23 protein-coding genes and 3 pseudogenes are annotated in these 24,308 nt (G+C 72.1%); 12 read left to right on the top strand and 14 right to left on the bottom strand.

Annotated features, from left to right (window positions below):
• Nucleotides 1–17 precede the first annotated feature (17 nt).
• The gene (locus tag ACWEOZ_RS27535; RefSeq protein WP_451913557.1) at nucleotides 18–932 is read left to right on the top strand and encodes a sigma-70 family RNA polymerase sigma factor; all 915 of its coding nucleotides are present in this window, start codon (nucleotides 18–20) and stop codon (nucleotides 930–932) included.
• On the opposite strand, the gene ACWEOZ_RS27530 is transcribed toward ACWEOZ_RS27535, so the two are convergent.
• Nucleotides 874–1,758: a sigma-70 family RNA polymerase sigma factor gene (locus ACWEOZ_RS27530; RefSeq protein WP_451913556.1), complete on the bottom strand. Its 885-nt coding sequence runs from the start codon at nucleotides 1,756–1,758 to the stop codon at nucleotides 874–876. The genes ACWEOZ_RS27535 and ACWEOZ_RS27530 overlap by 59 nt on opposite strands.
• Before the next feature lie 190 nt (nucleotides 1,759–1,948).
• Nucleotides 1,949–3,412, bottom strand: coding sequence for an endo-1,4-beta-xylanase (locus tag ACWEOZ_RS27525; RefSeq protein WP_451913555.1), 1,464 nt, complete (start codon nucleotides 3,410–3,412; stop codon nucleotides 1,949–1,951).
• 251 nt (nucleotides 3,413–3,663) lie between these two features.
• Here ACWEOZ_RS27525 and ACWEOZ_RS27520 point away from each other — a divergent pair, with 251 nt between their 5' ends.
• Nucleotides 3,664–4,830, top strand: a complete 1,167-nt coding sequence (locus ACWEOZ_RS27520) for an outer membrane protein assembly factor BamB family protein (protein ID WP_451913554.1) — start codon at nucleotides 3,664–3,666, stop codon at nucleotides 4,828–4,830.
• 1 nt (nucleotide 4,831) lies between these two features.
• Here ACWEOZ_RS27520 and ACWEOZ_RS27515 read toward each other — a convergent pair whose 3' ends face one another.
• Complete coding sequence (locus tag ACWEOZ_RS27515) at nucleotides 4,832–5,173, bottom strand: DUF5984 family protein (protein ID WP_451913553.1); 342 nt, start codon at nucleotides 5,171–5,173, stop codon at nucleotides 4,832–4,834.
• Nucleotides 5,174–5,213: 40 nt separating this feature from the next.
• Between ACWEOZ_RS27515 and ACWEOZ_RS27510 the strand changes: the two genes are divergently transcribed.
• A complete protein-coding gene (locus tag ACWEOZ_RS27510) occupies nucleotides 5,214–5,750 on the top strand; it encodes a hypothetical protein (RefSeq protein WP_451913552.1) in 537 nt (178 codons plus the stop codon).
• A gap of 75 nt (nucleotides 5,751–5,825) precedes the next feature.
• Here ACWEOZ_RS27510 and ACWEOZ_RS27505 read toward each other — a convergent pair whose 3' ends face one another.
• Nucleotides 5,826–7,646: an RICIN domain-containing protein gene (locus tag ACWEOZ_RS27505; protein ID WP_451913551.1), complete on the bottom strand. Its 1,821-nt coding sequence runs from the start codon at nucleotides 7,644–7,646 to the stop codon at nucleotides 5,826–5,828.
• 73 nt (nucleotides 7,647–7,719) lie between these two features.
• The gene (locus ACWEOZ_RS27500; RefSeq protein ID WP_451913550.1) at nucleotides 7,720–8,733 is read right to left on the bottom strand and encodes a LacI family DNA-binding transcriptional regulator; all 1,014 of its coding nucleotides are present in this window, start codon (nucleotides 8,731–8,733) and stop codon (nucleotides 7,720–7,722) included.
• A gap of 232 nt (nucleotides 8,734–8,965) precedes the next feature.
• Here ACWEOZ_RS27500 and ACWEOZ_RS27495 point away from each other — a divergent pair, with 232 nt between their 5' ends.
• Genes ACWEOZ_RS27495 through ACWEOZ_RS27480 form a run of 4 tightly spaced genes read left to right on the top strand, consistent with a single transcriptional unit; the run spans nucleotide 8,966 to nucleotide 13,636 of the window.
• Nucleotides 8,966–10,219 (top strand): sugar ABC transporter substrate-binding protein, encoded by a 1,254-nt coding sequence (locus ACWEOZ_RS27495; protein WP_451913549.1) that lies wholly within the window; start codon nucleotides 8,966–8,968, stop codon nucleotides 10,217–10,219.
• Nucleotides 10,216–11,109 (top strand): carbohydrate ABC transporter permease, encoded by an 894-nt coding sequence (locus tag ACWEOZ_RS27490; protein ID WP_451913548.1) that lies wholly within the window; start codon nucleotides 10,216–10,218, stop codon nucleotides 11,107–11,109. The genes ACWEOZ_RS27495 and ACWEOZ_RS27490 overlap by 4 nt, the downstream gene beginning before the upstream one ends.
• Entirely contained in the window at nucleotides 11,106–11,915 is an 810-nt protein-coding gene (locus tag ACWEOZ_RS27485; protein WP_451913547.1) for a carbohydrate ABC transporter permease, read from the top strand. Before ACWEOZ_RS27490 ends, ACWEOZ_RS27485 begins: the two co-directional genes overlap by 4 nt.
• 23 nt (nucleotides 11,916–11,938) lie before the next feature.
• On the top strand, nucleotides 11,939–13,636 hold the full coding sequence (locus ACWEOZ_RS27480) for an amylo-alpha-1,6-glucosidase (RefSeq protein WP_451913546.1): 1,698 nt from the start codon (nucleotides 11,939–11,941) through the stop codon (nucleotides 13,634–13,636).
• Here ACWEOZ_RS27480 and ACWEOZ_RS27475 read toward each other — a convergent pair.
• Both ACWEOZ_RS27475 and ACWEOZ_RS27470 read right to left on the bottom strand, forming a co-directional pair.
• A complete protein-coding gene (locus tag ACWEOZ_RS27475) occupies nucleotides 13,633–13,866 on the bottom strand; it encodes a hypothetical protein (RefSeq protein ID WP_451913545.1) in 234 nt (77 codons plus the stop codon). The genes ACWEOZ_RS27480 and ACWEOZ_RS27475 overlap by 4 nt on opposite strands.
• Before the next feature lie 175 nt (nucleotides 13,867–14,041).
• Nucleotides 14,042–14,116 (bottom strand): annotated as a pseudogene (locus ACWEOZ_RS27470) (WYL domain-containing protein); the annotation flags it as partial.
• Between the two features lie 43 nt (nucleotides 14,117–14,159).
• On the opposite strand from ACWEOZ_RS27470, the gene ACWEOZ_RS27465 reads away from it, so the two are divergent.
• Complete coding sequence (locus tag ACWEOZ_RS27465; RefSeq protein WP_451913544.1) at nucleotides 14,160–14,408, top strand: hypothetical protein; 249 nt, start codon at nucleotides 14,160–14,162, stop codon at nucleotides 14,406–14,408.
• Nucleotides 14,409–14,461: 53 nt separating this feature from the next.
• On the opposite strand, the pseudogene ACWEOZ_RS27460 reads toward ACWEOZ_RS27465, so the two are convergent.
• Nucleotides 14,462–14,620: pseudogene (locus tag ACWEOZ_RS27460) on the bottom strand (hypothetical protein); the annotation flags it as partial.
• On the opposite strand from ACWEOZ_RS27460, the pseudogene ACWEOZ_RS27455 reads away from it, so the two are divergent.
• Nucleotides 14,553–15,065, top strand: a pseudogene (locus ACWEOZ_RS27455) (epoxide hydrolase family protein); the annotation flags it as partial. The pseudogenes ACWEOZ_RS27460 and ACWEOZ_RS27455 sit on opposite strands and share 68 nt — an antisense overlap.
• A gap of 134 nt (nucleotides 15,066–15,199) precedes the next feature.
• Here ACWEOZ_RS27455 and ACWEOZ_RS27450 read toward each other — a convergent pair.
• The 4 genes from ACWEOZ_RS27450 to ACWEOZ_RS27435 form a co-directional block, all read right to left on the bottom strand.
• Complete coding sequence (locus ACWEOZ_RS27450) at nucleotides 15,200–15,337, bottom strand: hypothetical protein (RefSeq protein WP_451913626.1); 138 nt, start codon at nucleotides 15,335–15,337, stop codon at nucleotides 15,200–15,202.
• 368 nt (nucleotides 15,338–15,705) lie between these two features.
• On the bottom strand, nucleotides 15,706–18,636 hold the full coding sequence (locus ACWEOZ_RS27445; RefSeq protein WP_451913543.1) for a BTAD domain-containing putative transcriptional regulator: 2,931 nt from the start codon (nucleotides 18,634–18,636) through the stop codon (nucleotides 15,706–15,708).
• Between the two features lie 9 nt (nucleotides 18,637–18,645).
• On the bottom strand, nucleotides 18,646–19,053 hold the full coding sequence (locus ACWEOZ_RS27440) for a VOC family protein (protein ID WP_451913542.1): 408 nt from the start codon (nucleotides 19,051–19,053) through the stop codon (nucleotides 18,646–18,648).
• On the bottom strand, nucleotides 19,050–19,538 hold the full coding sequence (locus ACWEOZ_RS27435) for a nucleoside deaminase (protein WP_451913541.1): 489 nt from the start codon (nucleotides 19,536–19,538) through the stop codon (nucleotides 19,050–19,052). The genes ACWEOZ_RS27440 and ACWEOZ_RS27435 overlap by 4 nt, the downstream gene beginning before the upstream one ends.
• 93 nt (nucleotides 19,539–19,631) lie before the next feature.
• Between ACWEOZ_RS27435 and ACWEOZ_RS27430 the strand changes: the two genes are divergently transcribed.
• From ACWEOZ_RS27430 to ACWEOZ_RS27420, 3 genes are all read left to right on the top strand, one after another.
• Nucleotides 19,632–20,285 carry a TetR/AcrR family transcriptional regulator gene (locus tag ACWEOZ_RS27430; RefSeq protein ID WP_451913540.1) on the top strand — a complete coding sequence of 218 codons (654 nt, stop codon included), beginning with the start codon at nucleotides 19,632–19,634 and terminating at the stop codon, nucleotides 20,283–20,285.
• 372 nt (nucleotides 20,286–20,657) lie between these two features.
• Nucleotides 20,658–21,812, top strand: coding sequence for an epoxide hydrolase family protein (locus ACWEOZ_RS27425; protein ID WP_451913539.1), 1,155 nt, complete (start codon nucleotides 20,658–20,660; stop codon nucleotides 21,810–21,812).
• A gap of 46 nt (nucleotides 21,813–21,858) precedes the next feature.
• A complete protein-coding gene (locus tag ACWEOZ_RS27420) occupies nucleotides 21,859–22,449 on the top strand; it encodes a TIGR03086 family metal-binding protein (protein ID WP_451913538.1) in 591 nt (196 codons plus the stop codon).
• Nucleotides 22,450–22,494: 45 nt separating this feature from the next.
• Here ACWEOZ_RS27420 and ACWEOZ_RS27415 read toward each other — a convergent pair whose 3' ends face one another.
• Nucleotides 22,495–23,550, bottom strand: a complete 1,056-nt coding sequence (locus ACWEOZ_RS27415; protein WP_451913537.1) for a HAMP domain-containing sensor histidine kinase — start codon at nucleotides 23,548–23,550, stop codon at nucleotides 22,495–22,497.
• On the bottom strand, nucleotides 23,547–24,215 hold the full coding sequence (locus ACWEOZ_RS27410; protein ID WP_451913536.1) for a response regulator transcription factor: 669 nt from the start codon (nucleotides 24,213–24,215) through the stop codon (nucleotides 23,547–23,549). Before ACWEOZ_RS27410 ends, ACWEOZ_RS27415 begins: the two co-directional genes overlap by 4 nt.
• Between the last annotated feature and the right edge of the window lie 93 nt (nucleotides 24,216–24,308).

Raw genomic sequence — 24,308 nt, 5'->3', positions numbered from 1 at the left:
AGAGGAAGGCGAGGACCATGACCGGTACGGGTCCGGACGGGCCCCTGGCCCGCGCGTTCGAGCAGCAGCGCGGACGGTTGGTGGCCGTGGCGCACCGGATCCTCGGATCCCGTACGGATGCCGAGGACGCGGTGCAGGAGGCCTGGCTGCGGCTGGCCCGCCAGGGACCGGACGCCATCGACAACCTCGCCGGCTGGCTGACCACGGTCGTCGGCCGGGTCTGCGTCGACATGCTGCGCTCACGCCGGATCCGGCCGGAGGCCCCCTACGACGACGAACTGCCCGAGCTGGTCGTGACCGAGGATCCCGGCGCCGGACCGGAGCAGGACGCGCTGGTGGCCGAGTCGGTCGGTCTGGCGCTGATGGTGGTCCTGGACACCCTCGGCCCGGCTGAGCGCTTGGCCTTCGTGCTGCACGACGTTTTCGCGGTGCCGTTCGAGGAGATCGGGGAGATCGTCGGTACGTCGGGTGACGCCGCCAAGATGCTCGCCTGGCGGGCCCGCCGCAAGGTGCAGGCGCCGCCCCGGCCGGCCGCCGATCCCCGGGAGCAGCGCGCCGTGGTCGACGCCTTCATGGCCGCGACGAGCCGGGGCGACTTCGAGGGTCTGCTCCACGTGCTCGACCCGGACGTGACCTGGCGGGAGCACACGGCACGCGGCCTGGTCGTCAGAAGCGGTTCCACGGAGGTGGCCGCCAGGGTGCAGCGGGCCGGACGGGCCCGCGGCACCGCACGCCGGGTGCGGGTGAACGACGGATTCGGGGTCGCGGCCTGGACGCCCGGCGGCCGGCTGCGCACCGTCATGGCCTGCACGGTCGTCGGCGGGCGGATCGCCGAGATGGAGTCGGTGACGGACCCGGTCCGGCTCGCCGGCGTCAACCTGCCCCGGCCGACCCCGGCAGGTCCATGGACGCAAGACGCTCAGGGTCGGTGACGGACACCATCTCGATGATGCGACCGCCGGCCACCGTGCACGCCATGACGCCCAGCGGCCTTCCTGTGCGGTCCGACACCACGAAGCCCGGCTCGCCGTTGACCAGCACCGGGTAGGTGCTCACCTGTGCCTTGACCCCGTGCCGGGCCCGGGCCGCGACCTCGGTCGCGCCCCGTCTGACGACAACCCCGCGCCCGGTGTACGCGCGCCACGTCACGTCGGGGTCCAGCACCCGCAGCAGCCCGTCGAAATCGCCGTCCCGGGATGCCGCGATGAACGCGTCGACCACCGCACGCTGTCTCCTCGGCGCGTCGGCGGCACGGGGCCTGTCCTGCAGCTTGCGACGGGCCCGATGGGCGAGCATCTTCGTGGCGTCGGGGGACCGGCCGACGATCGGGGCGATGTCCTGGAACGGCACCGCGAACATGTGGTGCAGGACGAAGGCGAGCCGCTCGGCCGGGCGGAGCGTGTCGAGCACCACCATCAGCGCCGACCCGACCGAATCGGTGAGCAGCGCGGTGTCCTCGGGCGTGTCGCCCGGATCCGCGGCCACGATCAGCTCGGGCAACTGGTCGGAGGGCGCCTCGGGCCGAGCTCTGCGGGAGCGCAGGACGTCGATGCAGACCCGGCCGACCACGGTGGTCAGCCAGCCGGGGAGGTTGTCGATCGCGGCCGGCTCCTGGCGGGCCAGCCGCAGCCAGGCCTCCTGTACCGCGTCCTCGGCGTCGGCCCGGGATCCGAGCATGCGGTAGGCCACGGCGACCAGTCGCTCGCGCTGCGCTTCGAAGGCCCGCGCGACGGCTTCGTGCGCGTTCGATCCGGTCATGTCCATACCTTCCCCCGGCGCGTTCCGTCATGGACATGACGATTTTCGGAGGACCGAGGTAACCGGTGGAGCGGGCCCGCCGGGTCGTGCCGCCGGACACGCCGGCGGTCACCGGTCGCGCGGGCGAGCTCGACCCGATCGCCGACGCCCGGGCCGGCCCGTTCGAGGGCGGCCCGGGCGTCGGATCAGCTCACGAGGCGGTGCAGGTGGGCGAGGCGCCGACGGCGCTGCCGGTGCCCTGGAAGCCGAATTCCACCGACTGTCCGGCGGCGACCTGCCCGTTGTAACCGACGTTGGAGAACTGCACGGCGCCGGTGGTGCCGGCCGTGGTCGCGTTCCAGCCGCTGGTCACGGTCGCGCCGCTGGGCAGGGTCAGGCCGACGGTCCAGCCGTTGATCGGCGCGGATCCGGCGGTGACGCGCACGGTGGCGACGAACCCGCCGTTCCAGGAGTTGAGCGACACCGCGGCCGTGCATCCGGCCGGGACCGGGGGCGAGCTGGCCGAGGCCGACGGCGAGACCGGGGGCACCGACGGCGAGACCGGCGGTGAGGAGACCGGCGGTGAGCTCGGCGGGGTGGTGGTGCCCCGGCCCTTGTTGAGCTCTTCGAGGACGGCCGTGTAGGCGGCCTTCTTCTGGTAGTTGCCGTTGCTCCCGGTGAACAGCAGGCCACGCTCGGAGGCGCGCCACGACTCGCTGTCGGAGATGCCCCAGACCGTGATGCCCGTGCACCGCGCGACGTTCAGGCAGGCCCGCACGACTTTGCGGTAGTTCTCCGCCTGTCCCTGGCCGATGTCGTTGTTGCTGAGGTCGTCGTCGATGTCCAGCTCGCTGAGGTGCACCTCGACGCCGAGGTCGGCGAAGCGCTGGATGTTGGCCTGCAGGTCGGCGGTGATGATGCTGTTCGGGTTGTCGTTGAAGTGGCTCTGGAACCCGACGCAGTCGATCAGCTTGCTCGACCCCTGGGTGTACGCCCGGACGATGTCGTACAGCGCGTCGGACTTCCTGTTGCGCCCGCCGCCCTGGACCGTCAGGCCCTCGACGTCGTAGTCGTTGATGCAGAGCTTCGTGCTCAGCCCGTTCTGCTGGACGACCTGCTTGGCCCGGGTGAAGGAGTCCCGGATGTAGTCGGTGTCGGTCGCGTCGAAGTAGTCGCCGTCGCCGTTGGCGTCGCGGTCCAGGGTGTGCGGCCACTGGCCGCGGCGCGTCCCGGCGTTGTTGTCGGCCAGCGACTCGTTCACGACGTCCCAGTAGGCGATCTTGCTGCCCCAGCGGGTCAGCGCGTTGCCGATGTACGTGTTCAGCGTCGACTGGTTGGCGCCCTGCAACTGCCCGGCCTGCGAGTACCAGACCATGGTGTGGCCGCGTACCACCATGTTGTTGGACTGCGCGAAGTTGACCAGCGTGTCCGCGTTGCCGGTGTTGCGCAGCGTGCCGTTCGCGTTGGCGATGGCGTCCGGCTTCATGTCGTTCTCGGGGGTGAGCTGGCCGAACTCGCTGGAGAAGAAGGAGTTCAGTTTGCCGGGACCCGCGGCGGCGCCGAAGAACAGGCCGGCCTCGGCGGCGGCGGCCCGCAGGGTGCCGGCGGCTGCCTCAGCAGTGCCGGTGGACTGCACGGTCACGACGCCACCGACCAGAAGAACCGCCGCGCCCATCGCCGCAAGTTTCGGTCTACTTCCGGCCCGTCCAGATACGCTACTCACGAGGTTTCCTCCTTGTTTCGACCCGGTAAGCCTCAGTCAAATATCGGGAGCTGTCAATCAGAAGTTGCTGATGGTGGATCTTGATGTCCCGAAACTTCCGGAGAGTCGGAGGTCGCTCGACCGGGTGAGCGAGGCGCCGGGAAGCCGTCCATCCGGGACATTTCTCCTACGGTGATCTTCTTGTCCCGGGCCGAGGAGATGTCGTGAAACGTCGTTACCTGGCGGTCGCTGTGATCGCCGCGATCAGCGCCGCCGGCCAGCTCCCGGTATCGGATCCGGCCGCCGCGACGACCCCCGACGCCTGGGGACAGGCCGCGGCCCACGCGACCGGCGACTACTACAACCCGGGCGAGACCCGGCTGACTCCGGCCACCGCGGGCAAGGTCAAGCCGCGCTGGAACGTCCCGCTGGCCACCGCGAAGTGCGCTGCCCCGGCCGCGCCCCTGGTCGGCGCGAATCGGCTGATCACCGCGGCGGCGTACCGGATCAGCGGTCATGACGCGACCACGGGCGCACTGGTCTGGCGGACGCCGGCCACCACCCGGAAGACGAGCATCAGCCTCGCCGCGATCGTGGGGAGCAGGCTCGTCGCCCAGTCCCGGGACTGCCGGTCCGGCAAGACCTTCCTGACCGCCCACGACGTGACCACCGGCAAGGTCCTCTACAACAAGCGGATCCCGGAGACCATGTACGGCGTGCTCGTCGACAAGGGCATCGTGGTCGGAGGCGTGTGGGACGCGCCGATCAGCAAGTACGGCATCCGGGCGTACCGCATCGCCGACGGCTCGCGGGTGTGGGCGCGGCAGGGCTCGATCGCCGGCGAGACGGTGGCCGCCGGCGGCAGGATCCTGGTGGCCGGCGACGACTCGACCACCGCGATCGACATCACGACCGGCAAAGCGGTGTGGCCGGCCGGCGCGGGTTGTCACACCCCGATCGGCGCGTCACCCGACGGCGCGACGTTCTACATGCGGTGCGACCCGGACGGGCTGATCCGCAGCGTCGACGCGGCCACCGGCGTCGTGCGGAAGACCTTCCCGAGCCACGGCGCGACCTCCGGCTTCGCCACCGACGGCGAGCGGATCTACCTGCACACCTTCGCGAACGAGCTGATCGCCGTCGACGCGAAGGACGGCCACAGGGTCTGGACCGCCACCTTCGCCGAGGACGCCCCCATCACGTTCGCGATCGGCGGGGGAGTGGTGTACGGCTGGCGGGACACCGGTCACCCGCTGGCGGCGTTCGAGACGCGTACCGGAAAACCGATCACGCTGGACGCGACAACCTCGGCACTGCAGGACGCACCGATGGTGGCCAACGGCCGGCTGTACGGCCGGACCGGGTCGACGGTGACCGCGTACGCGCCCTGAGTCAACGACCGACGAGGTGGCGGGCGCCTTGACGAACAGCGGCCCAGTCGGTCGCCGGTGTGCGGTCGAGGGCCCTGGTGAGCCACTGTGCACGGTCCTGGTGTTCCTGCGACAGCGTGTCGAGGTCAAGATCGACGCCGGGTGGTCCGCCGCGGCGTCGAAGCTCCTGGATCCGCTGGTGCATGGCGGTCATCAGCTCGCGGTCGAGCGTGTGCACCGCCTCGACGTAGGCCTCCGTCGAAACACTGCACCGCAGGGCCGGACCGGCAGTGAAGCCGATTCTGCCGTCGTTGGCGTGCTGCCAGTCCACGAGGTTGATCGTGGCCTCCCGTACCGCTGTCACAATGGTCGTTTCGGTGCCCAGAGGGGAAGGGCGTGATCTTGTGGCTTACGGAGTGGTGCTGCGGCCGGACGCGGAAACCTCGCGGTCGCTGATCGAGCTGTCGCACCTGATCGGGGACGGTCACGAGCCGCTCATGCTGCTCGGGGAGGAAGCACCCCCGCATCTCTCGGTCCTGCACATGGACTGCGCCGAAGACCAGACGGACGGGGTCGTCGCGGCGACCGCATCCCATCGGGGCCGGATCTTCCCGGCGACCATCATCGGCCTGCTGTACTCGGTGGTTCCTCCCGGCGACTACTACGTCCCGGCCGGCGGCTACTACTTCGGCCTGGAGATGGTGCGGAGTCCGGAGCTGGACGCCTTGCACCAGGAGTTCCTGGGCCTCGGCCATCCGCCGTTGGGCTTGGTGGACCGGGACTACCGCCCGCACATCACCCTGGGCATGACCGCCGGACCACCTTCGCAACCGCCGTTCCCGAAGATCCCCACCGGGGTCCTCCAGCTGACGATGTCCAGCGGCCCGGTCGGGCCGTTCGGAACCTTCCCCGACCTCCTGGATGGAGCCGCACGTTCCTGAGGCGCGCCTGTGCCGCCGGCCCGCGCGGACCGCTCCGGGGAGCGTCCGCCGGCCCGGCGGCGACGAGCGACGGGGCTACCGGCCGAGCAGCCGCCAGGTCTGGTTGAGCGGGCTCGCCTGCCCCACGGGCTTGCAGGTCCACTGGTGGACGACGGCACGCGCCGCGGTGGACACACCGCTGACGTCCACGCACTTGCCGCTGTGCCGGACCACGAGCTGATAGTCGTGCGCGTCGTTGCCCGCGTAGCTCACCCGCCGCAGGGTGAACTGCTGGTTCAGCCCGCCGCTGAGGCAGGTCCACTGCTGCACGGCGGCCCCGTCGGCGGTTGACACGCCGCTGACGTCAAGGCATTTGCCGCTCTGCTGGTTGACGACGGTGTACGTGTCCGCGACGCCGGCCACCGGGGTGAAGACCCACTGCTGCTGGTCGCCTCCCTCGCACGGAAACTGCTGCTGCTGGTTGCCGTCGGTGGTACGCAGGTCGGTGTTGTCCAGGCACTGCCCGCTGTGTTGCGCCACGGCGACAGTCCGGAACGTGGTGTCGGTCGGCGGCAGCACGGTGATCGTGTACGCGTCGGTGACGGTGTTGTTGGCGATCGTCACCGCCGTCGCGTTGTTGGTGAGGGTGACGACCCGGTCCTGCACGGTGGTCGGGCCGGCGACCGCGCCGCCGTTGTTGTGCGGGATGCGCTGGACCTGGACGCGGACCTGGTTGTTGACCACGACGCCGCTGGTGGCGTTCAGGCTCTGCAGGTTCACGGTGACGGCTCCGGTCGTCCGGCCGCCGCCGACGAGCACCTTGGCGTTGCCGCCCGCCTTGGTGGCGTACGCGTCGTAGCCGGCGGACGGTGTGGTGGCGACGGCGGTGCCGGTCTGCGCGGCGTAGAAGCGGTAGACCCACCACTCGCCCTTGGGCTGGTACTGGCCGGCGGAGTTGTGGACGAGCAGGTTGCCCAGGTCGTTGTGCAGGTTGCCGCCGCTGGCCCAGTTGGCCCGCAGGCCGTCGGCCCCCGCGCGTTCGAGCCGGGTGATGTACCAGGCGCCGTCGCCGGGGTTCTGTTCGTCCGACGCGCCGTACTCGTTGATCTGGTACGGCCGGCTGTGCGGTATGCCGCGCGAGCCGAGAGTGGTGTCGGCCGCGGCGACGTTGGCCACCGGGTCGCTGGGCAGGGCGTGCCAGCTGATGATGTCCGGCACCGCGTTGTTGGCCTTGACGTAGTCCAGGTACTGGTTCCACCAGGCGCCGTTGGTCGTGGGGACCCCGGCCAGGCTCGGGCCGACGATCAGGGTGCCCGGCATCTCGGCCCGCAGCCGCTGGTAGGTGCGCCGCCACAGCTCCAGGTACTGCGCCTGCGGCCGGTTCCAGAACAGGGTGATGTTGGGTTCGTTCCAGATGTCCCACTCGACCGGGACGCCGGTGGCCTTCACGTCGTTGATCACCCGGGTGAGGAAGGCGTTGTAGTCGGACCAGTCACCGTTGTCGCCGGGGAAGCGGGAGATGGCGGCGCCGTCGGCACCCCACAGGTCGTGCGGGAGCAGGACGAACGTGCCGCCCAGGGCCCGGGTGCGCAGCATCTGTGCCCGGGTGGCGTTCCACCGGCGGTCGTACGCGCCGCCGACCCATCCGCTGCCCGGCAGCTGAGCGCCGCCGGCCCGCATGGCCTGGTACTTGATGTCGGTGAAGAAGTGGTCGGGGGGTGCGGCGCCGTTCTCGGTCATGCCGTAGATCCAGCCGGACGCCCGGTAGGTCGGCGCGCTCCCGGTGGCGGCGAAGTTCACGCTGATGCTCTGGTCGTCGGCGCGGGCCGGGGCCGGTGCGGCGAGAACGCCGGCGGCGGCCAGCGCACCGGCCAGGATCCGGCCGATGCGGGTACGCGCAGGGGATGCGGGTCTCACGGTGCCTCCGAGGGGAGAAGGGCAGCAGGGATCACGGGAGGAGCCGGCGGCTCGTCCCGGGGGAGCGGACGGTTCAGCTGGTGCGGGCGGGTCCGGTGCTGTCACGCAGCGAGATGGGCGGCGCGAGCAGCAGGTGACGCGGCGGGCTGCCGGGCGCGGCGATCCGTTCGAGCAGCAGTTCGACGGCGTGCGAGCCCATCTCGAGGGTGGGGACGTCAGCGGCGGTGAGCTGGGGGCGGAAGCCCTCGGCCCAGTGCCGGGCGGCGACCCCGGCGATGGACAGATCCCGCGGGACGGCGACGTTCAGTCGCTCGATGCCGCGCTGGAGGCCGGGCAGGGCCGCCTCGTTGATGGTCGTGACGGCGGTGACTTCCGGGTGGCGTTCGCGCAGCTGCTCGAACCATTCCTCGCCGGCGGCCGGGTCGTCGGCGCACGGCTGCTCGATCCCGGTCAGGCCGCGCTGCCGGACGGCCTCGGCGAAGCCCGCCTGGGCCCGGTGGGCCGGGCCGTACCCGGCGGCGACCAGTTCGGCCGACCGGTTGAGCAGGGCGATGGTGCGGTGGCCGAGGTCGGCCAGGTGGTGCACGCAGCGGGCCACGAGCGCGGCGTAGTCGACGTCGACCCAGCAGGTGCCGTGCGGGTGGGCGGTGTGGCCGATGGTGACGAACGGGAGCCCTCGCTGCTGGAGCGTGGTGACGCGTTCGTCCTCCAGCCGGATCTCCATGAGGATGACCCCGTCGACCCGGCGGCCGGAGATCAGGCGTTCGAACGAGCGGTCGTGGTCGCCGCCGGACGGCGACAGCAGCACGTCCAGGTCGGCGTGGGCCGCGGCCTCGACGACGCTGGCGACGAAGCCGAGCTGCATGTCGGTCAGGCGCAGGCTGGCCGGCGGGATGACCAGCCCGAGGGTACGGGTCCGGCCCTCCTTGAGGGCCCGGGCGGCGGCGTTGGGCCGGTAACCGAGCTCGTCGATGACGGCCTGGATCCGCTGCTTGGTCTCCGTGCTCACCGATCGGCGCCCGCTCAGCGCGTACGACACGGTGCTGCGGGACACCCCGGCCCGTCGCGCGATCTCCCCGATGTTCATGAGCACTTGATCCTATCGCTGTCGAATCGGTTCGCGGCTGACGCTAGGCAGCGACATCCAGCGATGTCAATAGGATGCCGAGGCGATGGCCTGGATGGTTCAGAAAGCGACAATACCGCCCCGCGGAGGTGTTGACCGTGCCGCAACGGAGTCCTACTGTTCGGCGAACCGAGTAGTCGAACCGATTCGAATGCCTGTCGCTTCCCGTTGCCGCATTCAGGAGTTGTCCGACATGAGAACCTCGCCCCTCAGCCGCCGGGCCGCCGGCTGCGCGTTGCTCGCCCTGACCCTGACCGCGCTCGCCGGCGCCTGCTCCGACTCCGGCTCCCCGTCGTCCGGCGCGTCGGCGAAGGAGTACACGATCTGGGACCCCTACCCGCAGTTCGACACCGCGTCGGACTGGGTGAAGCTGCTGACGGCCTGCGGCACCGGCGCCGGCGTGACGATCAAGCGCACCGGTCTGGACACCACCGACCTGACCAACAAGGCGCTGCTGGCCGCGCAGCAGGGCAACTCGCCGGACGTCCTGATCGTCGACAACCCGGTGGTGTCGACGCTGGCCGAGGCGGGCGTGCTGACCACCACGGCGGACACCAGGATCGACACTTCGGCGGCCGAGCCCAATCTGCTGGCCGCCGGGCAGGTCGGCGGCCAGACGTACGGGATGCCGATCGGGGCCAACACCCTCGCCCTGTACTACAACAAGAAGGTCCTGGACGCGGCGAAGGTCGACCCGGCCACGATCAAGGACTGGGCCGGACTGACCGCGGCGCTGCAGAAGGTCAAGGCGGCCGGCAAGAAGGGCATCACGTTCTCGGCCATCGGCACCGAGGAGGGCAGCTTCCAGTTCCTGCCCTGGTTCTGGGGCTCCGGCGCGAACCTGACCCAGCTGGACTCGCCGCAGGCCGTCGCCGCCCTCACCCTCTGGACCGGCTGGCTGAAGCAGGGCTACGCCCCCAACTCCGTCATCAACAACACCCAGACCACCAGCTGGCAGGAGTTCGCCAGTGGCGACTACGCCTTCGCCGAGAACGGCACGTGGCAGCTGGCCAACGCCGAGAAGGCCGGCTTCGCGTACGGGATCATCCCCATCCCGTCCAGCGCGGGCGGAACCGCACCGGCGCCCACCGGCGGCGAGTTCGTCACCGCACCCGTGCAGAACGACACCGGCCGGTACGCCGTCGCGGCCAAGCTCATCGCCTGCCTGACCAGCGCCGAGAACGCGTACACCACGGACACCACGCTGTCCTACATCGGGGCCACCAGCGCCGTGCAGGACAAGCAGGTCAGCCAGACCCCGCAGCTGAAGGTCTGGGTCGAGGCGGTCAACGCGGCCAAGGGCCGCACGAGCGACAACCTCGGCACGAAGTACCCGAAGATCTCCGAGCCGATGTGGGGCGCGTTCCAGGCCGCACTGAGCGGGAGCAAGTCCCCGCAGGACGCGCTGAAGGCGGCCCAGGCCACCGCTACCACGGCCACCAAGTGACATGGCGCCGGGGCAGGGCGGAGCAGTGGTGGGCGTGGGCGTTCGCCGCGCCGGTCGTGATCTACCTCGGGGCGTTCTACGCCTACCCGCTCTACCGCAACCTCGATCTGAGCCTGCGCGCCTACACCGTGCGGTCCTTCGTGCAGGGCGGGGCGCCCTTCAGCGGGCTGGACAACTACCGCACGGTGGCGGCCGACCCGACGTTCCTGCCCGCGCTGACGCACACTGTCGTCTTCACCGTCGTGTGCCTGGTGTTCCAGTTCTCGATCGGCATGGCGCTGGCCCTGTTCTTCCGCCAGCACTTCCCGCTTTCCGCGACGCTGCGCGCCCTGTTCCTCGTACCGTGGCTGTTGCCGTTGATCGTCTCGGCCTCGAGCTGGTCCTGGATGCTCAACAGCGATTCCGGGATCGTCAACGCCGCCCTGGGGGTGGCCGGGGCCGAACCGGTGAACTGGCTGACCGACCCGCGGTGGGCGCTGGTCAGCGTGATCATCGCCAACATCTGGATCGGTGTCCCGTTCAACCTGGTGGTGCTCTACAGCGGTCTGCAGGCGGTCCCGGCCGAGATCCACGAGGCCGCCGCGCTGGACGGCGCCTCCGGCTGGCAGCGCTTCTGGCGGGTCACGTTCCCGCTGCTGCGTCCCGTCTCGGCCATCACGATCCTGCTCGGCCTCGTCTACACGCTGAAGGTCTTCGACATCATCTGGATCATGACCCGGGGTGGTCCGGCCGACGCCTCCGCCACCTTCGCCACCTGGTCGTACCGGCTGGGCTTCGGCAGCGCGCTGCCCCGGTTCGGCCCGGGCGCGGCGGTCGGCAACCTGCTGATCGTGATGGCGCTGGTGTGCGGCCTGATTCACATCCGGATGCAACGCAGGCAGGCGGCATGAGCAGAGCACTGAAGACGGTCGCCGGCCTCGGGCTGACCGCCGTCATGCTGTTCCCGGTCTACTGGATGATCAACGTGTCCTTCACCCGGGACATCGACATGCGCGCCGACCCGCCGCACCTGTTCCCGTTCGGCGGCACTCTGGAGGGCTACCGCGCGGTCCTGGACCAGCAGCTGCCGTACCTGGGCACCAGCCTGCTGATCGGGTCGGGCACGGTGGCCGTGACGCTCGCGTTGTCCGCGCCGGCCGGATACTCGCTGGCCAAGCTGCGTCCCCGGGGCGGCGGTGCGCTCAGCTTCGTCCTGCTGATCGCCCAGATGATCCCCGGCATCATCATGGCGATGGGCTTCTACGCCATCTACCTGCGCGCCGGCGTGCTGAACTCGGTCGCGGGGCTGATCCTGGCCGACTCGACCATCGCCGTCCCGTTCGGGGTGCTCATCTTCGCCGCCTTCATGGCCGGCATCCCGGCCGAGCTCACCGACGCCGCGATGATCGACGGGGCCTCCCGGTGGCGCACGTTCCGCTCGGTGATCCTGCCGGTCAGCCGCAACGCGACCGTCACCGTGAGCCTGTTCGCCTTCCTGTGGGCCTGGTCGGACTTCGTGTTCGCCGCGACCCTCGACGGCGGCGGCACCCATCAGCCCATCACGCTCGGCATCTACCACTACATCGGCAACAACAACCAGCAATGGAACGCGATCATGGCCACCGCGGTGGTCGCCTCCGTTCCCGCCACCGTGCTGCTCATCCTGGCTCAGCGTTATGTGGCCGCCGGCGTCACCGCCGGTGCGGTCAAAGACTGAGCGAACACCGGCGAAAGGCTCTTATGTCCGTGGTCACCACCTTTTCCGTCCGGGACATCCCGTTCAGCCACCGGGAGTCCTGGTTCGACATCTCCCCGGTCATCGCCGAGACGACATACGCCGAAGACCTGCACCTGGTCTCCCACCGGTCCGGGATGCACGCGGTGCTGCGGTTCGAGGCCATGAGCGCGGGGGAGCGCGTCGACGCGCCGGTCTCGGCCACCCCGTCCCGGCTGCGCTGGGAACATCCGTCCGGCCACGTCGACCTGGTCTACGAGAACGCCGACACGATCAGGGTGCGCGGCACCGGGCTGGGCCTGCGCATCGCGGTCGCGGCAGCGTCCCTGACGCCGTTCTCCGGCACCTACCTGTACCGCGATCCGCGGGACGGCGCGTACGTGTTCACCTCCTATGCCACCGGCCACCGGTACCGGATCACGGTGCTCTCCGGCGACCCGGCCGTCGCCGGCGCCGAGCTGCTCGGCACCGGCGACCGGCACCTGGACCTGCCCGGCGGCCCGGCCTGGGAGCTGGCCATCGAGGAGTACGCGACCAGCCGCGACCCCTACCGCCCGGCCGCGACCTTCGACGAGGTGGCCCGCGACACCGCTGACAGGTTCGGCCGGTACGTCGAGGCCGTCGCCCCGTGGCGCGACGCCCGCACCCCGGCCGCCGAACTCGCGACGTACGTGTTGTGGTCGGCCACCGTGGCGCCCGGCGGGTTCCTCGGCCGCCCGGCCGTGCTGATGTCGAAGCACTGGATGGACAAGGTGTGGAGCTGGGACCACTGCTTCACCGCGCTCGCGCTGGCTGCCGGCGACCCCGGGCTGGCCTGGGACCAGTTCCACATCCCGTTCGACCACCAGGATCCGACCGGTGCGCTGCCGGACTCGGTGACCCACTCCGAGGTGCTGTACAACTTCGTCAAACCGCCCATCCACGGCTGGGCGTTGCGCCGCCTGCGGCAGGAGCTGCCCGAGCCGCTCGACCGGGAGCAGCTGGCGCAGACCTACCGGCGGCTGAGCCACTGGACCACGTTCTGGCTCACCCAGCGCCGGGTGCCCGGCCATCCGCTGCCGCACTACCAGCACGGCAACGACAGCGGCTGGGACAACGCGACCACGTTCGACGCGGGCCGCGTGCTGGAGACCGCCGACCTCACGGCGTTCCTGATCATCCAGTTGCGGGAGCTGAGCACCCTCGCCACCGAGCTCGATGACGCCGGGGCGGCGGAGCACTGGACGGCCACCGCGGAGCAGCTGCAGACCGCGTTGCTGTCGACCCTGTGGGACGGCAGCCGGTTCCTGGCCCGTGATCCCCGTACCGGTGAAACCTCCAGCAGCACCAGCCTGCTCGCGCTCATGCCCATCGCCCTCGGCGCCGACCTGCCGGCGGAGATCCGCGCGGCCCTGGCCGCGGGCCTCAAGGCCCACCTCACTCCGCACGGACTGGCCACCGAGCCGCTCGACTCGCCCCGGTACGCCGCGGACGGATACTGGCGCGGCCCCATCTGGGCTCCCGCCACCATGCTGATCGAGGACGGCCTGCGGCGGGCGGGGCACGACGAGCTGGCCGACGACATCAGCAGCCGCTTCCGCGCGCTGTGCGAGACGTCGGGCTTCGCGGAGAACTTCGACGCCGGTACGGGGGCCGGGCTGCGCGATCGGGCGTACACGTGGACCGCGGCTGTGTACCTGATCCTCGCCGCCCGGATGACCTAGCCGGCGGCCGCGGCACGCTGGTAGCGCCCGGCCGGCTTGCTCAGGACAGCCACCAGTTCGGGCGCGTCGGTCACCGTGAAGTCGGCGTCGAGCAGGCCCAGATACAGCGCGAGCATCTCGGGGTTGTCCGCGCCCGGGGAGAAGGCGCACCGCTGGACGCCGAGCTCCTCCACGTCCACCGGGATGGGCAGGCGGCTGCGGACGTGCTCCGCCGACGCCTCGACGACCACGCGAGCGCGGTACCGCCAGGTCGCCTCGCCCACCCCGCGGGAGATCCGGGCCCATGAGCACCTGGTCGGGCGGCAGCGACCGCGGCGTGAAGCGTGGCCCGGCCGGCGTACGGGGGTCCATCCGGTCCACCCGGAACGTGCGCCAGTCGTCGCGGTCCAAATCCCAGGCCACCAGATACCACCGGCCCCGGTGGTGGACCAGCCGATAGGGCTCCACCGACCGCCGCGCCGCGGACCCCGCGTGCGTCCGGTAGTCGAAGGCCAGCCGGTGATGGTCCCGGCAGGCGCCGGCGATGGTGGTCAGCACGTCCGGGTCGACAACGGGACCCGAGGACGGCATCGCCACCGTCGCGGCCTGGAAGGCGCTGATCCGGTGCCGGAGCCGCGACGGCAGGATCTGGTGGAGCTTGGCCAGGGCGCGCACCGACGTCTCCCCGATCCCGGTGACGCTCGCGGCCGTACGCAACCCCACCGCGACCGCGACCACCTCGTCGTCGTCGAGCAGCAGCGGGGGCAGCGCCCCACCGGAACCCAGCCGGTGACCGCCGGCCACTCCCGGCCGGGCGTTCACCGGATATCCCAGCGCCCGCAGTCGTTCCACGTCGTTGCGCACCGTACGGGTGGTGACGCCGAGCCGGCCGGCCAGCTCGGCGCTGGTCGCGATCCCTGACGCCGACCTCGACGAACTGCACCGCCGGCTGGCCGCCGCGCGCTGGCCCGCCGAGCTCCCCGGTACCGGGTGGACCCGCGGCATCCCCCTGGGCCGCCTCCGCGAGCTCGCCGACCACTGGCGCGGCGGGTTCGACTGGCGGGCCCAGGAGGCCCGGCTCAACGCGTTCCCGCAGTTCACCACGGAGATCGACGGCCAGCGCATCCACTTCCTGCACGTCCGGTCGGAGCGGGCCGACGCCACCCCACTGCTGATCACGCACGGCTACCCGAGCAGCGTCGCCGCGTTCCTCGCGCTGATCGGGCCGCTCGCGGAGGACTTCCACCTGGTGATCCCGTCGCTGCCGGGCTACGCGTTCTCCACCCCGCTGGCCGGCACCGGCTGGACCATGGCCCGCACCGCCCGGGCCTGGGCCGAGCTGATGCGGCGGCTCGGCTACCCGCGCTACGGCGTCCACGGCGGTGATGTCGGGGCCGGCATCTCGGGCCTGCTGGCCGGCCTCGTCGGCGAGCACGTGCTCGGCCTGCACGTCGTGACGGACCCGTGGACGGCCGCCGCGACCGCGACGTTCATCCCGGGTATGGCCGGGCGGCTCGACCCGGACGACCCGGCCGACAAGCTCATCAAGGACCGGATGGACGCGTTCCCGACGGAGGGCTCCGGCTATCTCTCGATCATGAACAGCCGCCCGCAGACCATCGGGTACGGCCTGACCGACTCACCGGTGCTCCAGCTCGCCTGGATCGCCGAGAAGTTCGAGGAGTGGACCGACCTGCCGATCGACCGGGACCAGCTGCTCACCACGGTCAGCCTGTACTGGTTCACCGGCTCCGGGGCCGGTGCCGCGCACACCCTCTACGACCAGGCGCACTCGTCGGAGTGGGGCAGTCCGCCCGGCGTACCGCAGGGGTTCGCGGTCTTCGGCTCGGACGAGACGGTCCGCAAGCTGATCCCGGCGCCGGCCGGCGCGCACTGGACCGAGCACGAGCGCGGCCGGCACTTCCCGATGGGGACGTGCCGGCTCCACCGGCACGGTCCTCATCGACGGCCGGTGGCAGGGGACCTGGCAGCTCCACCGCCGGGTTCTGCGGATCAACCCCTTCATCCCGATCCCGTACGCCGAGCGCGAGTCCCTGCTGGCCGAGGCCGAATGCCTCACCGCGTTCCTGTCACCCGGCGCCACCTGCGACATCGTCGTCGGGGCCGGCTGACGACGCCTGCCCGAGCAGGGCCTCCGCCTTCGCCCGGAGCAGGGGAACCGACGCCACGTCCGACGTGGACAGCAGAGTGCGCAGCACGGCGGCGGCGCCGGGGGAGTCCCCGCCGGCCAGCAGTGCTTCGGCCAACCGCAGATTGGCCAGGAACACCCCGCGGGGGTCGCCCGCCTCGACCATGCGCCGTAACGCCTCGCGCGCCTCCCTCATGGCGGCGGGCAGGTCGCCGCGCGCGCGCCGCAACCGGCTGTGGTGCACGAGCAGCCACCCGATGCCGTGGGCGTTGTTGACCGCGTCGGTCACCTCGCGGGCCTGGGCGTACGTCGCGTCGGCCAGGTCCAGCCGCCCGAGGGTGATCGCGCAGTCCAGCTTGCGGACCAGCAGGGCGCGATGGCTGTCGTTGTTCCACAGAGCCTGCGTGTGGGCCAGCGCCCGCTCCAGCAGCGGCAGCGCCTCGGCCGGCCGGTCCTGCAGGACCAGTGTGTCGGCGTGGGTGCGCAGCGCCAGCACGATGTCGTCCGGGTCGCCGGTCGCGTACGCGATCGCGGTCGCCTCCTCCGCGTGCGCGAGGGCCGGCCGCCCCTGGAACATCCGGGCGAACGCGAGGCCGGTGAGGCTGTGGACGAGTTCGTGGCGCAGTCCCAGGCGGCGGAACACGGCGACCGATCCCTCGAACTCCGCGGCGGCCTCGTCGAGGCAGAGCGACAGCAGGACATCCGCCCGGCTGCTGGCCTGGCGGCTGGCCACCCGCTCGTCCCCGGCCGCCCGGGCGGCGTCCCGGACGGCCGCCCGGGCCTGGACGATCTGGTCGTAGCCGCCGCGGACGGACAGCGGCGGGATGGTCAGGTCGGCCAGCAGCGCTGCCTTGTCGTAGCTGCCCAGCACGCACGCCTGCGTGATGGCGTACAGCAGTTGAGCCCGCTCGGTCTGCAGCCACGCGCCCGGGTCGGCGGTGAGGGCGGCGAGGTCCACCGGTGCCGCGGCGATGCTGTCCGGCAGCGGGTCGGGCGGCAGCCCGTCCTTGCGGTCCACCCGCACGTGCACGTCGTGCGCCAGAACCAGGAACGTGTCCAGCAGCCGCCGGTACGCGTCCCGGGTCACCTCCCGGTCCTCGCCGCAGGCCAGCTCCCGGGCGAACAGTGCGACCAGGTCGTGCGGCCGGTACCGCAGCTGGCCGGTCGGGTCCAGGCCGACCGGGTCCAGCAGCCCGGCCGCCATGAGCTGCTCGGCGGCGCGTTCGCCGTCGCCGCCGTCGAGGACCGCGCCGAGGGTCCAGGCGGCGAAGGGCTCGGCGGGCAGCAGACCCATCCGGCGCAGCGCCAGCTGGACGGGGGCGGCCAGCCCGCCGTAGCCGACCGCCAGTTCGGAGCGGACCGCCAGCTCGCCCACGGTCAGCTCGTCGAGGCGCCGGCGCTCGTCGCGCAGCCGATCCGCCAGCGCGCTCAGGTGCAGGGTGGGCCGGGGCTGCAGCCGGGCGCCGATGATGCGCACCGCGAGGGGGAGGCGGCCGCACAGATCCACCAGTTCCTCCGCTGCCGGCCGCTCGGCGGCGACGCGGTCCGGATCGAGGATCTCGGCGAGCAGCGACACCCCTTCCGCCACCGAGAACGGCCGCAGGCGGTGGTGCTCGGCGGCGGGCAGCTCGTGCAGTGACCGCCGGCTGGTGATGAGGACGGCTGAGCCGGCGGTTCCGGGCAGCAGCGGTGCCACCTGTCCGGCCCCGGCGGCGTCGTCGAGCACGATCAGGACCCGGCGGTCGGCCACCCGCGCCCGGAACGTCGCCGCCCGCGCCGGTGCCGAGCGCGGCTGAGCGTCCGGGAACAGTCCGAGCGCGTACAGCAGCTCGCCGAGAACCTCGCAGACATCCCGGGGGGCCGCGCCGCCACCGCCGAGGTTGACATAGAGCTGACCGTCCGGGAAACGGTCCCGTACGCGGTGCGCTACCTGCACGGCGAGCGCGGACTTGCCCACACCGGCCACCCCGCACACCACCACGATCGGCATCCGGGCCGGCTCGCCGCCGGTGGCCAGCGAGCCGGCGATCGTCGCCGCCTGGTCGGCCCGGCCGACGAAGTCGCCGATCGCCGGCGGCAGCTGGCACAGTGTTGCCGGGCCCGGCGCGGCCCGGTCGGAGGCGTCGACCGATTCACCGAGCAGGATCGCCTGGTGCACAGCGCGCAGCTCGGGGCCCGGATCCAGACCCAGCTCGGTGCGCAGCAGCGCCGCGACGTCGCGGTAGACCTTCAGGGCCTCGGCCTGCCGGCCCGACCGGTAGAGCGCCTGCATCAGCAGGGCCCGCAAACCTTCCTGGAACGGGTACGCCCCGACGAGCGCTCGCAGCTCCTCGACGACCGCCCGGTGATGCCCGAGTGCCAGTTCCAGCGCGAACCGGCGTTCGGCCACCTCGAGGCACCGCTCCTGAAGCTGCGGCACCTCCTCGCGATGCAGGACCGCCGACTCCACGTCGGACAGGATCGGACCACACCACAGCGCGTTCGCCGCCCGCAACGACTCGAGCGCGGCGGCCCGGTCGCCGCGATCCAGGGCCGTCCGTGCGCTCTCCAGCAACTCGTCGAGCTCTTGCCGGTCGCAGGAGCCCGGTGGCAGTTCGATGACGTACCCGCCGCTGCGCGTGTGGATGGCGACGTCCGCGCCCAACTGCCGGCGCAGCCGGGCGACGTACGTCTGCAGGGCCGCGCGCGCCTCAGCCGGTGGCTCGTGGTCCCACAGCCGGTCGATCAGGGCGCTGACCGGCACGACGCGGCCCGCGTGCAGCACCAGCGAGGCCAGGATGATCCGGAGCTTCGCCGCGGAGACGACGACGAGCGCGCCGTCCCGCCGGATCTCCAGGGTGCCCAGGACGCGGACATGGATGACAGCTGTCACCGGCCCCCCTCAAGCGGGACCCGGGTCCGTCGGCTCCTCGAACAGGGTCAGGTGGATCGTCCCGGGCGCGTCCATCCGGGCATTGAGCGAGTCCCACGGCGTACGCGTCGGTGGCGCGACCGGCGTGGCCCCGGCGGCGACGGCGGTGCGGGTGGCCGACTCGCAGTCCTCGACCTCGAGCGCCAGCCGGAACCGGGGTGCGACCCGTCGCCCGACCTCGACCCGGTCGATGAGCTCGATCTGCGCGGTGTTCGACAGCTCCAGGGTGGCCCGGCCCGCGTCCAGGATGGTCACCTCGGCGCCGCCGCCACCGGAGTAGGACTCCGCGACCGGCATCCCGAGTGCGTCGCGGAAGAAGGTCACCGCCTGCTCGTAGTCCTCCGCGTGCACCACGAGGCGGAGCTGGCGGACCGTCATGCCGTCGCACTCCTCATCGCGGCCCGGTGGTGCAGCTCGCGCATGACGTCGAGCAGGTCGTCGGCCGGCCCGGCGACCAGGACGCCCGTGGTGACCGCTTCGACGGGGAGCACGCGTACGGGTCCGGGAGCGAGCCCCCAGCCGGTGCGCCACTCGGTGAGCTGAGCCGACGAGACCGCATAGACGATGCGGCCGAGCCCGACCCACGCGTGGGCCGCCGCGCACATCGGGCAGTGCTCACCCGAGGTGTAGACGGTGCAGCCGGGCCGGGTCGCCGCGGGCACCTCCGTGGCTGCCCACCGGGCCAGGTCGAACTCCGGGTGCCGGGTCTCGTCCCCGGCGCCGGCGCGGTTGCGTTCCTCGCGCAGCACCTCTCCCTCGGGTCCGACCAGCACGGACCCGAACGGGTCGTCGCCCGCGTCGAGCGCCTCGCGCGCCAGCTCGACGCAGCGGCGCAGATGCGCCAGATCGATGTCGGTCAGCAATTCTGGCCCCCGTCGGTTAAACGGAACGGAACGTATTGCTCCCCCGGCACGCTAGCAGAGCGGCGCCACTTGATCCACTGCTAGCCTCGGCTGATGGCCGAGGAACAAAACCGCAGCTCCCTGAGCGGCCGCCGGGCCGAGGCGCAGCGCAACAACGGGCGCATCCTCGACGCCGCCCGGGCGGTGTTCCTGGCCGACCCGGAAGCGCCGATCGCCAAGGTCGCCGTGCACGCCGGGGTGGGGATCAGCGCTCTGTACCGGCGCTACCCCAGCAAGGAGCACCTCCTGCGAGCACTGGCCGAGGACGGCCTCAACCGCTACATCGCCGATCTCGAGACGGCCCTGGCCTCCACCGGCGCGCCGTGGGACACCTACGTCGCCTGCCTGGAACGCGTCGTCGACGGCCAGAGCCAGGCCCTGGCGCAGCGGCTGGCCGGCACGTTCACCCCGACGGCCGAGCTCACGGCGCTCGCCGTGCGGGCCGGCAAGCTGGCCGAGACGCTCTTCCAGCGGGTCCGTCGTTCGGGTGAACTCCGCGCCGACATCTCCGAGGCCGACGTCACGCTGCTGCTGGAGATGATCGCTGTCCTCGAGCTCCCCGGCGCCGATGGTGGTGCCGCGCTGCGTCATCGTTACCTCGCTCTGCTCCTGCAGGCTCTGCACGCCCCCGCCGAGGCGACCCTGCCGGGCCGCCCCGCCCGCCAGGCCGACCTGGCCGCCCGCTGGCGAACCGCGGGGACCGTCTGATCGGCGACGCCCGAGGGCTCCCGGCTCCGCCGCGCTGACGCGCCGGCGTGGGCCCGGTCAGGTCCTGCCCGGCACCCCGTACATGTCTGTCGCTCCGGCACTGTTCCATCGGATTTTCCGCCGACCCGCGTGAGCGGGACGTCAGCGCGGCGACAGCGGGCGCTCGTATGCTTCCGCGGTCCGACATGAGCGACGGCGTCCGGACGCCTCGCCGGAGGACCTGGTCGCCGCCGTGCGCACGGTGGCCGGCGGGGGCCGGGTCCTCGACCCGCAGCCGGCGTTCGCGGCCCTGGACATGGCCGGGCAACCCGCTGAGCGAGCGCGACGTGACCGTTCATGCAGCCTGAAGACGTTCCCAGGGAGGCGACCGCCGTGCCCGATCCGACCATCACCCCGTTCCGCATCGCGATACCGCAAGCGGGTCTCGACGACCTGGCCGACCGGCTCGCCCGTACCCGCTGGGCCGAGGAGCTGCCCGAGCAGGAGGTCGTCGCCGGTGGCTCGGGCACCCCCGCCCCGGCCGGATGGGAGTACGGCGTCCCGGGCTCGTACGTCCGGGACCTGGTCGAGCGCTGGCGCACCTCGTTCGACTGGCGGGCCCGGGAGGCCGAGCTGAACGAGTACCCGCAGTTCACGACCGAGATCGACGGGCAGCGGATCCACTTCGTGCACGTCCGCTCGGCCCAGCCGGACGCCGTCCCGCTCATCCTGACCCACGGGTGGCCCAACAGCTTCGTGGAGTATCTGGGCCTGGTGGGCCCGTTGACCGATCCGGCCACGTACGGCCGGGCGGGGGCGCCGGCTTTCCACGTGGTCATCCCGTCGCTGCCCGGCTTCACCTTCTCCGGGCCCACGAGCGAGCACGGCTGGAGCGCGTGGCGGACCGCCGCCGCGTGGGCGGAGCTGATGCGGCGGCTGGGCTACGACCGCTACGGCGCGCACGGCAACGACGCCGGCGCCATCGTCTCCCCGTTGCTCGGTGAGCTGGACCGCGAGCACGTCAGCGGGGTGCACGTCACGCAGATCTTCTCCTTCCCGCGCGGCGACGCGGGCGAGTTCGACGGGCTCACCGGGGAGGACTTCGGCGCCCTGCGGTTCGGCCAGGCGTTCTCGGAGCACGCCATCCACGACCGCTCCCAGCAGGCCCAGCCACAGACCCTGGCCCACGCGCTCGCCGACTCCCCGGCGGGGCAGCTGGCCTGGAGCGGTCAGCTGTTCGGCACCGCGCTCAGCCCCGAGGACATCCTGACCAATGTGGCGCTGTACTGGTTCACCAACACCGCCGCCTCGTCGGCCCGGTTCTACTACGAGAACCACCGTGCCGCCCGCACCGCCGAGCCCACCACCGTGCCGATCGGCCTGGCTGCCTTCGCCTTCGACTTCCACGCCGTACGCCGGTTCGCCGAACGCGACCACCACAACATCGTCGCCTGGAACACCTACGACCGCGGCGGGCACTGGGCCACCCATGACGCCCCCGACCTGCTCGTCGAGGACATCCGCCAGTTCTTCGCGGCACTCACCTGACCGTCCGGCCCGACAGCCGGGAAGAACCCATCGAGAGGGACCATCCGTGACTTTCACCGTACTCAGCACCGCTCTGGACGCCCTGCGCCAGGTCACCGCCGGGGCTGTCGACGCCGACCGGCTCGACGACCCGACTCCCTGCTCGGAATGGACAGTGGCCCAGGTGCTGTTCCACGCCGCCGGCGATCAGCACGCCTGGGCGTCCGTCGTCGGAGCCGGCTCGTTGCCGGCCTACGACCCGTTCGATCCGCCGCGCCGGCTCGACGCCGGCGTCCGGGACACGGTCACCAAGGCGATCGAGGCGGCCACCGGCGCCTGGGCCGGCGTCGACCCGGCGGCGTCATCGGTGCGCACCCCGCTGCCTCCCGTACCGGAGCTGACGCCGGCTCTCGCGGCTGCCGCCTGCGCCCTCGACGCCGCCGTGCACGCCTGGGACGTCGCTGTGGCAATTGGCCGGCCGGCACCGCTGACCGACGCACTGGCCGAGGAGCTGTTGCCGGCCGCGCGAGCGACGGCCGAACCGCTGCGCGGCTTCGCCTACGCACCCGCCCTGCCCGGGCAGGCCGGCGACGGCCCGGCCGCCACCCTGGTGCGCTACCTCGGCCGCGACCCGCTCTGGACACCGGCCGGCCACTGACCGGGCACCACCGGGGCCGCCCCGGCCGGTGGCCCCGGGACGCGGTCAGCGGCGCAACGTCAGCCGGAACGCGCAGCCGTCGCCGGCCGGGCCGGGCGAGACGAGGGTGAGCTCGCCGCCGTGGGCCAGCGCCACCTGGTGGGCGATCGGCAGGCCGAGGCCGGTGCCCGCGACGTCGGTCCGGCTGCGCCAGAAGCGCCGGAAGACCTCCTCCCGCTCGGCGGGCGGGATGCCGGCGCCGTGGTCGGTCACCACCACCGCGACCTCGTACGCCGCCACCTCCACGCTGATCTCGACCGTGCTGCCGGCCGGGGCGTACCGGACGGCGTTGTCGACCAGGTTCGTCACTGCGCGCCGTACGGTGGGCTCGTCGCATGCGCACTCCGCCGCCTCCGGACCGGTGACCGAGACATCGATGGTTCTCGCCGCGGCGAGGACGCCGAGGTCGGCGGCGACCGCACGGACCACGGCCATGAGGTCGGCCGGGCGGCGCGCGATCGTGCGTGCCCGGCCCCGGGCGTCCGCCAGCAGCTCGTCGATGGTCGCCTGGAGGCGGGCGGCCACCGTCGCGGTCTTCCGCAGCCCGTTCCGGTACACCTCGATCGACGGTTCGGGATGGGCCAGGAGCACCTCGGCGTTGGCCATCAGCACCGACAGCGGCGTCCGCAACTCGTGGCTGGTCTCCTCGATCAACCGGCGCTGCGTCTCGGCCGCCTGCTCCAGACGGGCGAGCATGTCGTCGATGCTCGCCGCGAGCCGGACCACCTCGCTCGGGCCGCGGTCGAGCCCGACGCGCCGGCTCAGATCGACGGCCTCGATGTCCTCGGCGACGGCCCGGACCCGGTCGAGGTCGCGCACCGCCCGCCCGGCCAGGCCCCAGGCGAGGGCGGCGGCCACCGGCGCGAGGGCGAGCACCGTCCCCGTCACCCAGGCCGATCGCTGCCCGGAGGTGCTGGTCACCAGCGCGGCACCGGCGGCCGCCTCGGTCTCGACGTCACTCACCACGACCACGCCGAACAGCAGGAGCGCGGGCACGTAGCCGGCCAGGAACCCCAGCACCGCGATCCGCGTACGCAGCGACCGCGAGCCCCGGCCCGTCACGGCAGCAGCAACCGGTAGCCGGTGCCGGTGACCGTGACGATCAGCGGCGGGTCGCCGAGCTTGCGGCGGAGCCGGCTGAGGATCACCCGTACCGACGAGGTGAACGGGTTGGCGTTGGCGTCCCAGACGTGCTCCAGCAGCGTCTCGGCCGACAGCACCTCGCCCGGGTGGTGCATGAAGTACCGCAGCAACGAGTACTCCCGCGCGGTGAGGTCGAGCGGCGTCGTGGCCCGCCAGGCCCGGTGGGCGGCCAGATCGAGCGTCAGCTCACCCACCCGCAGGGTCGATCCGGTGCTGTCCTCGCGCCGGCCCAGCGCCCGCAGCCGGGCCAGCAGTTCGGCGAAGTGGAACGGCTTGACCAGGTAGTCGTCGGCGCCCGCGTCGAGCCCGGCGACGCGGTCGGCCACCGCGTCGCGGGCGGTCAGCACGAGATGACGCCGGGGCCGGCGCAGGGACGGGTCAGCCGCGGCGTGCCGGACGAGAGCGAGCCCGTCGCCGTCCGGCAGGCCCAGATCGAGGCACACCACGTCGTACGCCGTGGTGCCGAGCAGCTCCTCGGCGGCCGCGCAGGTCCCGGCCACGTCCACCGCGTACGCCTCGTTGCGCAGGCCCAGCGCGACGATCTCGGCCAGGTCCGGATCGTCCTCGACCAGCAGGACGCGCATGACACATTCCCCTTCCGCAGGCAGCGTGGCGATGCCACCGGGACCGGCGCGCGGTCGTCGTCCCGGCCGGCCCGGAGACGGTCACCTTGTCGC

Source organism: Actinoplanes sp. NPDC004185 (assembly GCF_053603475.1).
Note: the sequence above shows the minus strand (reverse complement) of the source record. Positions and strands in the feature narration are given on the sequence as shown.

Bases quoted from the DNA above. Each gene is read 5' to 3' on its own strand.
- ACWEOZ_RS27485 (WP_451913547.1), top strand. From the start codon at position 11,106: ATGAGCAGAGCACTGAAGACGGTCGCCGGCCTCGGGCTGACCGCCGTC.
- ACWEOZ_RS27495 (WP_451913549.1), top strand. From the start codon at position 8,966: ATGAGAACCTCGCCCCTCAGCCGCCGGGCCGCCGGCTGCGCGTTGCTC.
- ACWEOZ_RS27535 (WP_451913557.1), top strand. From the start codon at position 18: ATGACCGGTACGGGTCCGGACGGGCCCCTGGCCCGCGCGTTCGAGCAG.
- ACWEOZ_RS27530 (WP_451913556.1), bottom strand. From the start codon at position 1,758: ATGACCGGATCGAACGCGCACGAAGCCGTCGCGCGGGCCTTCGAAGCG.
- ACWEOZ_RS27525 (WP_451913555.1), bottom strand. From the start codon at position 3,412: ATGGGCGCGGCGGTTCTTCTGGTCGGTGGCGTCGTGACCGTGCAGTCC.
- ACWEOZ_RS27500 (WP_451913550.1), bottom strand. From the start codon at position 8,733: ATGAACATCGGGGAGATCGCGCGACGGGCCGGGGTGTCCCGCAGCACC.
- ACWEOZ_RS27440 (WP_451913542.1), bottom strand. From the start codon at position 19,053: ATGACGGTCCGCCAGCTCCGCCTCGTGGTGCACGCGGAGGACTACGAG.
- ACWEOZ_RS27480 (WP_451913546.1), top strand. From the start codon at position 11,939: ATGTCCGTGGTCACCACCTTTTCCGTCCGGGACATCCCGTTCAGCCAC.
- ACWEOZ_RS27410 (WP_451913536.1), bottom strand. From the start codon at position 24,215: ATGCGCGTCCTGCTGGTCGAGGACGATCCGGACCTGGCCGAGATCGTC.
- ACWEOZ_RS27465 (WP_451913544.1), top strand. From the start codon at position 14,160: ATGGTGGTCAGCACGTCCGGGTCGACAACGGGACCCGAGGACGGCATC.
- ACWEOZ_RS27430 (WP_451913540.1), top strand. From the start codon at position 19,632: ATGGCCGAGGAACAAAACCGCAGCTCCCTGAGCGGCCGCCGGGCCGAG.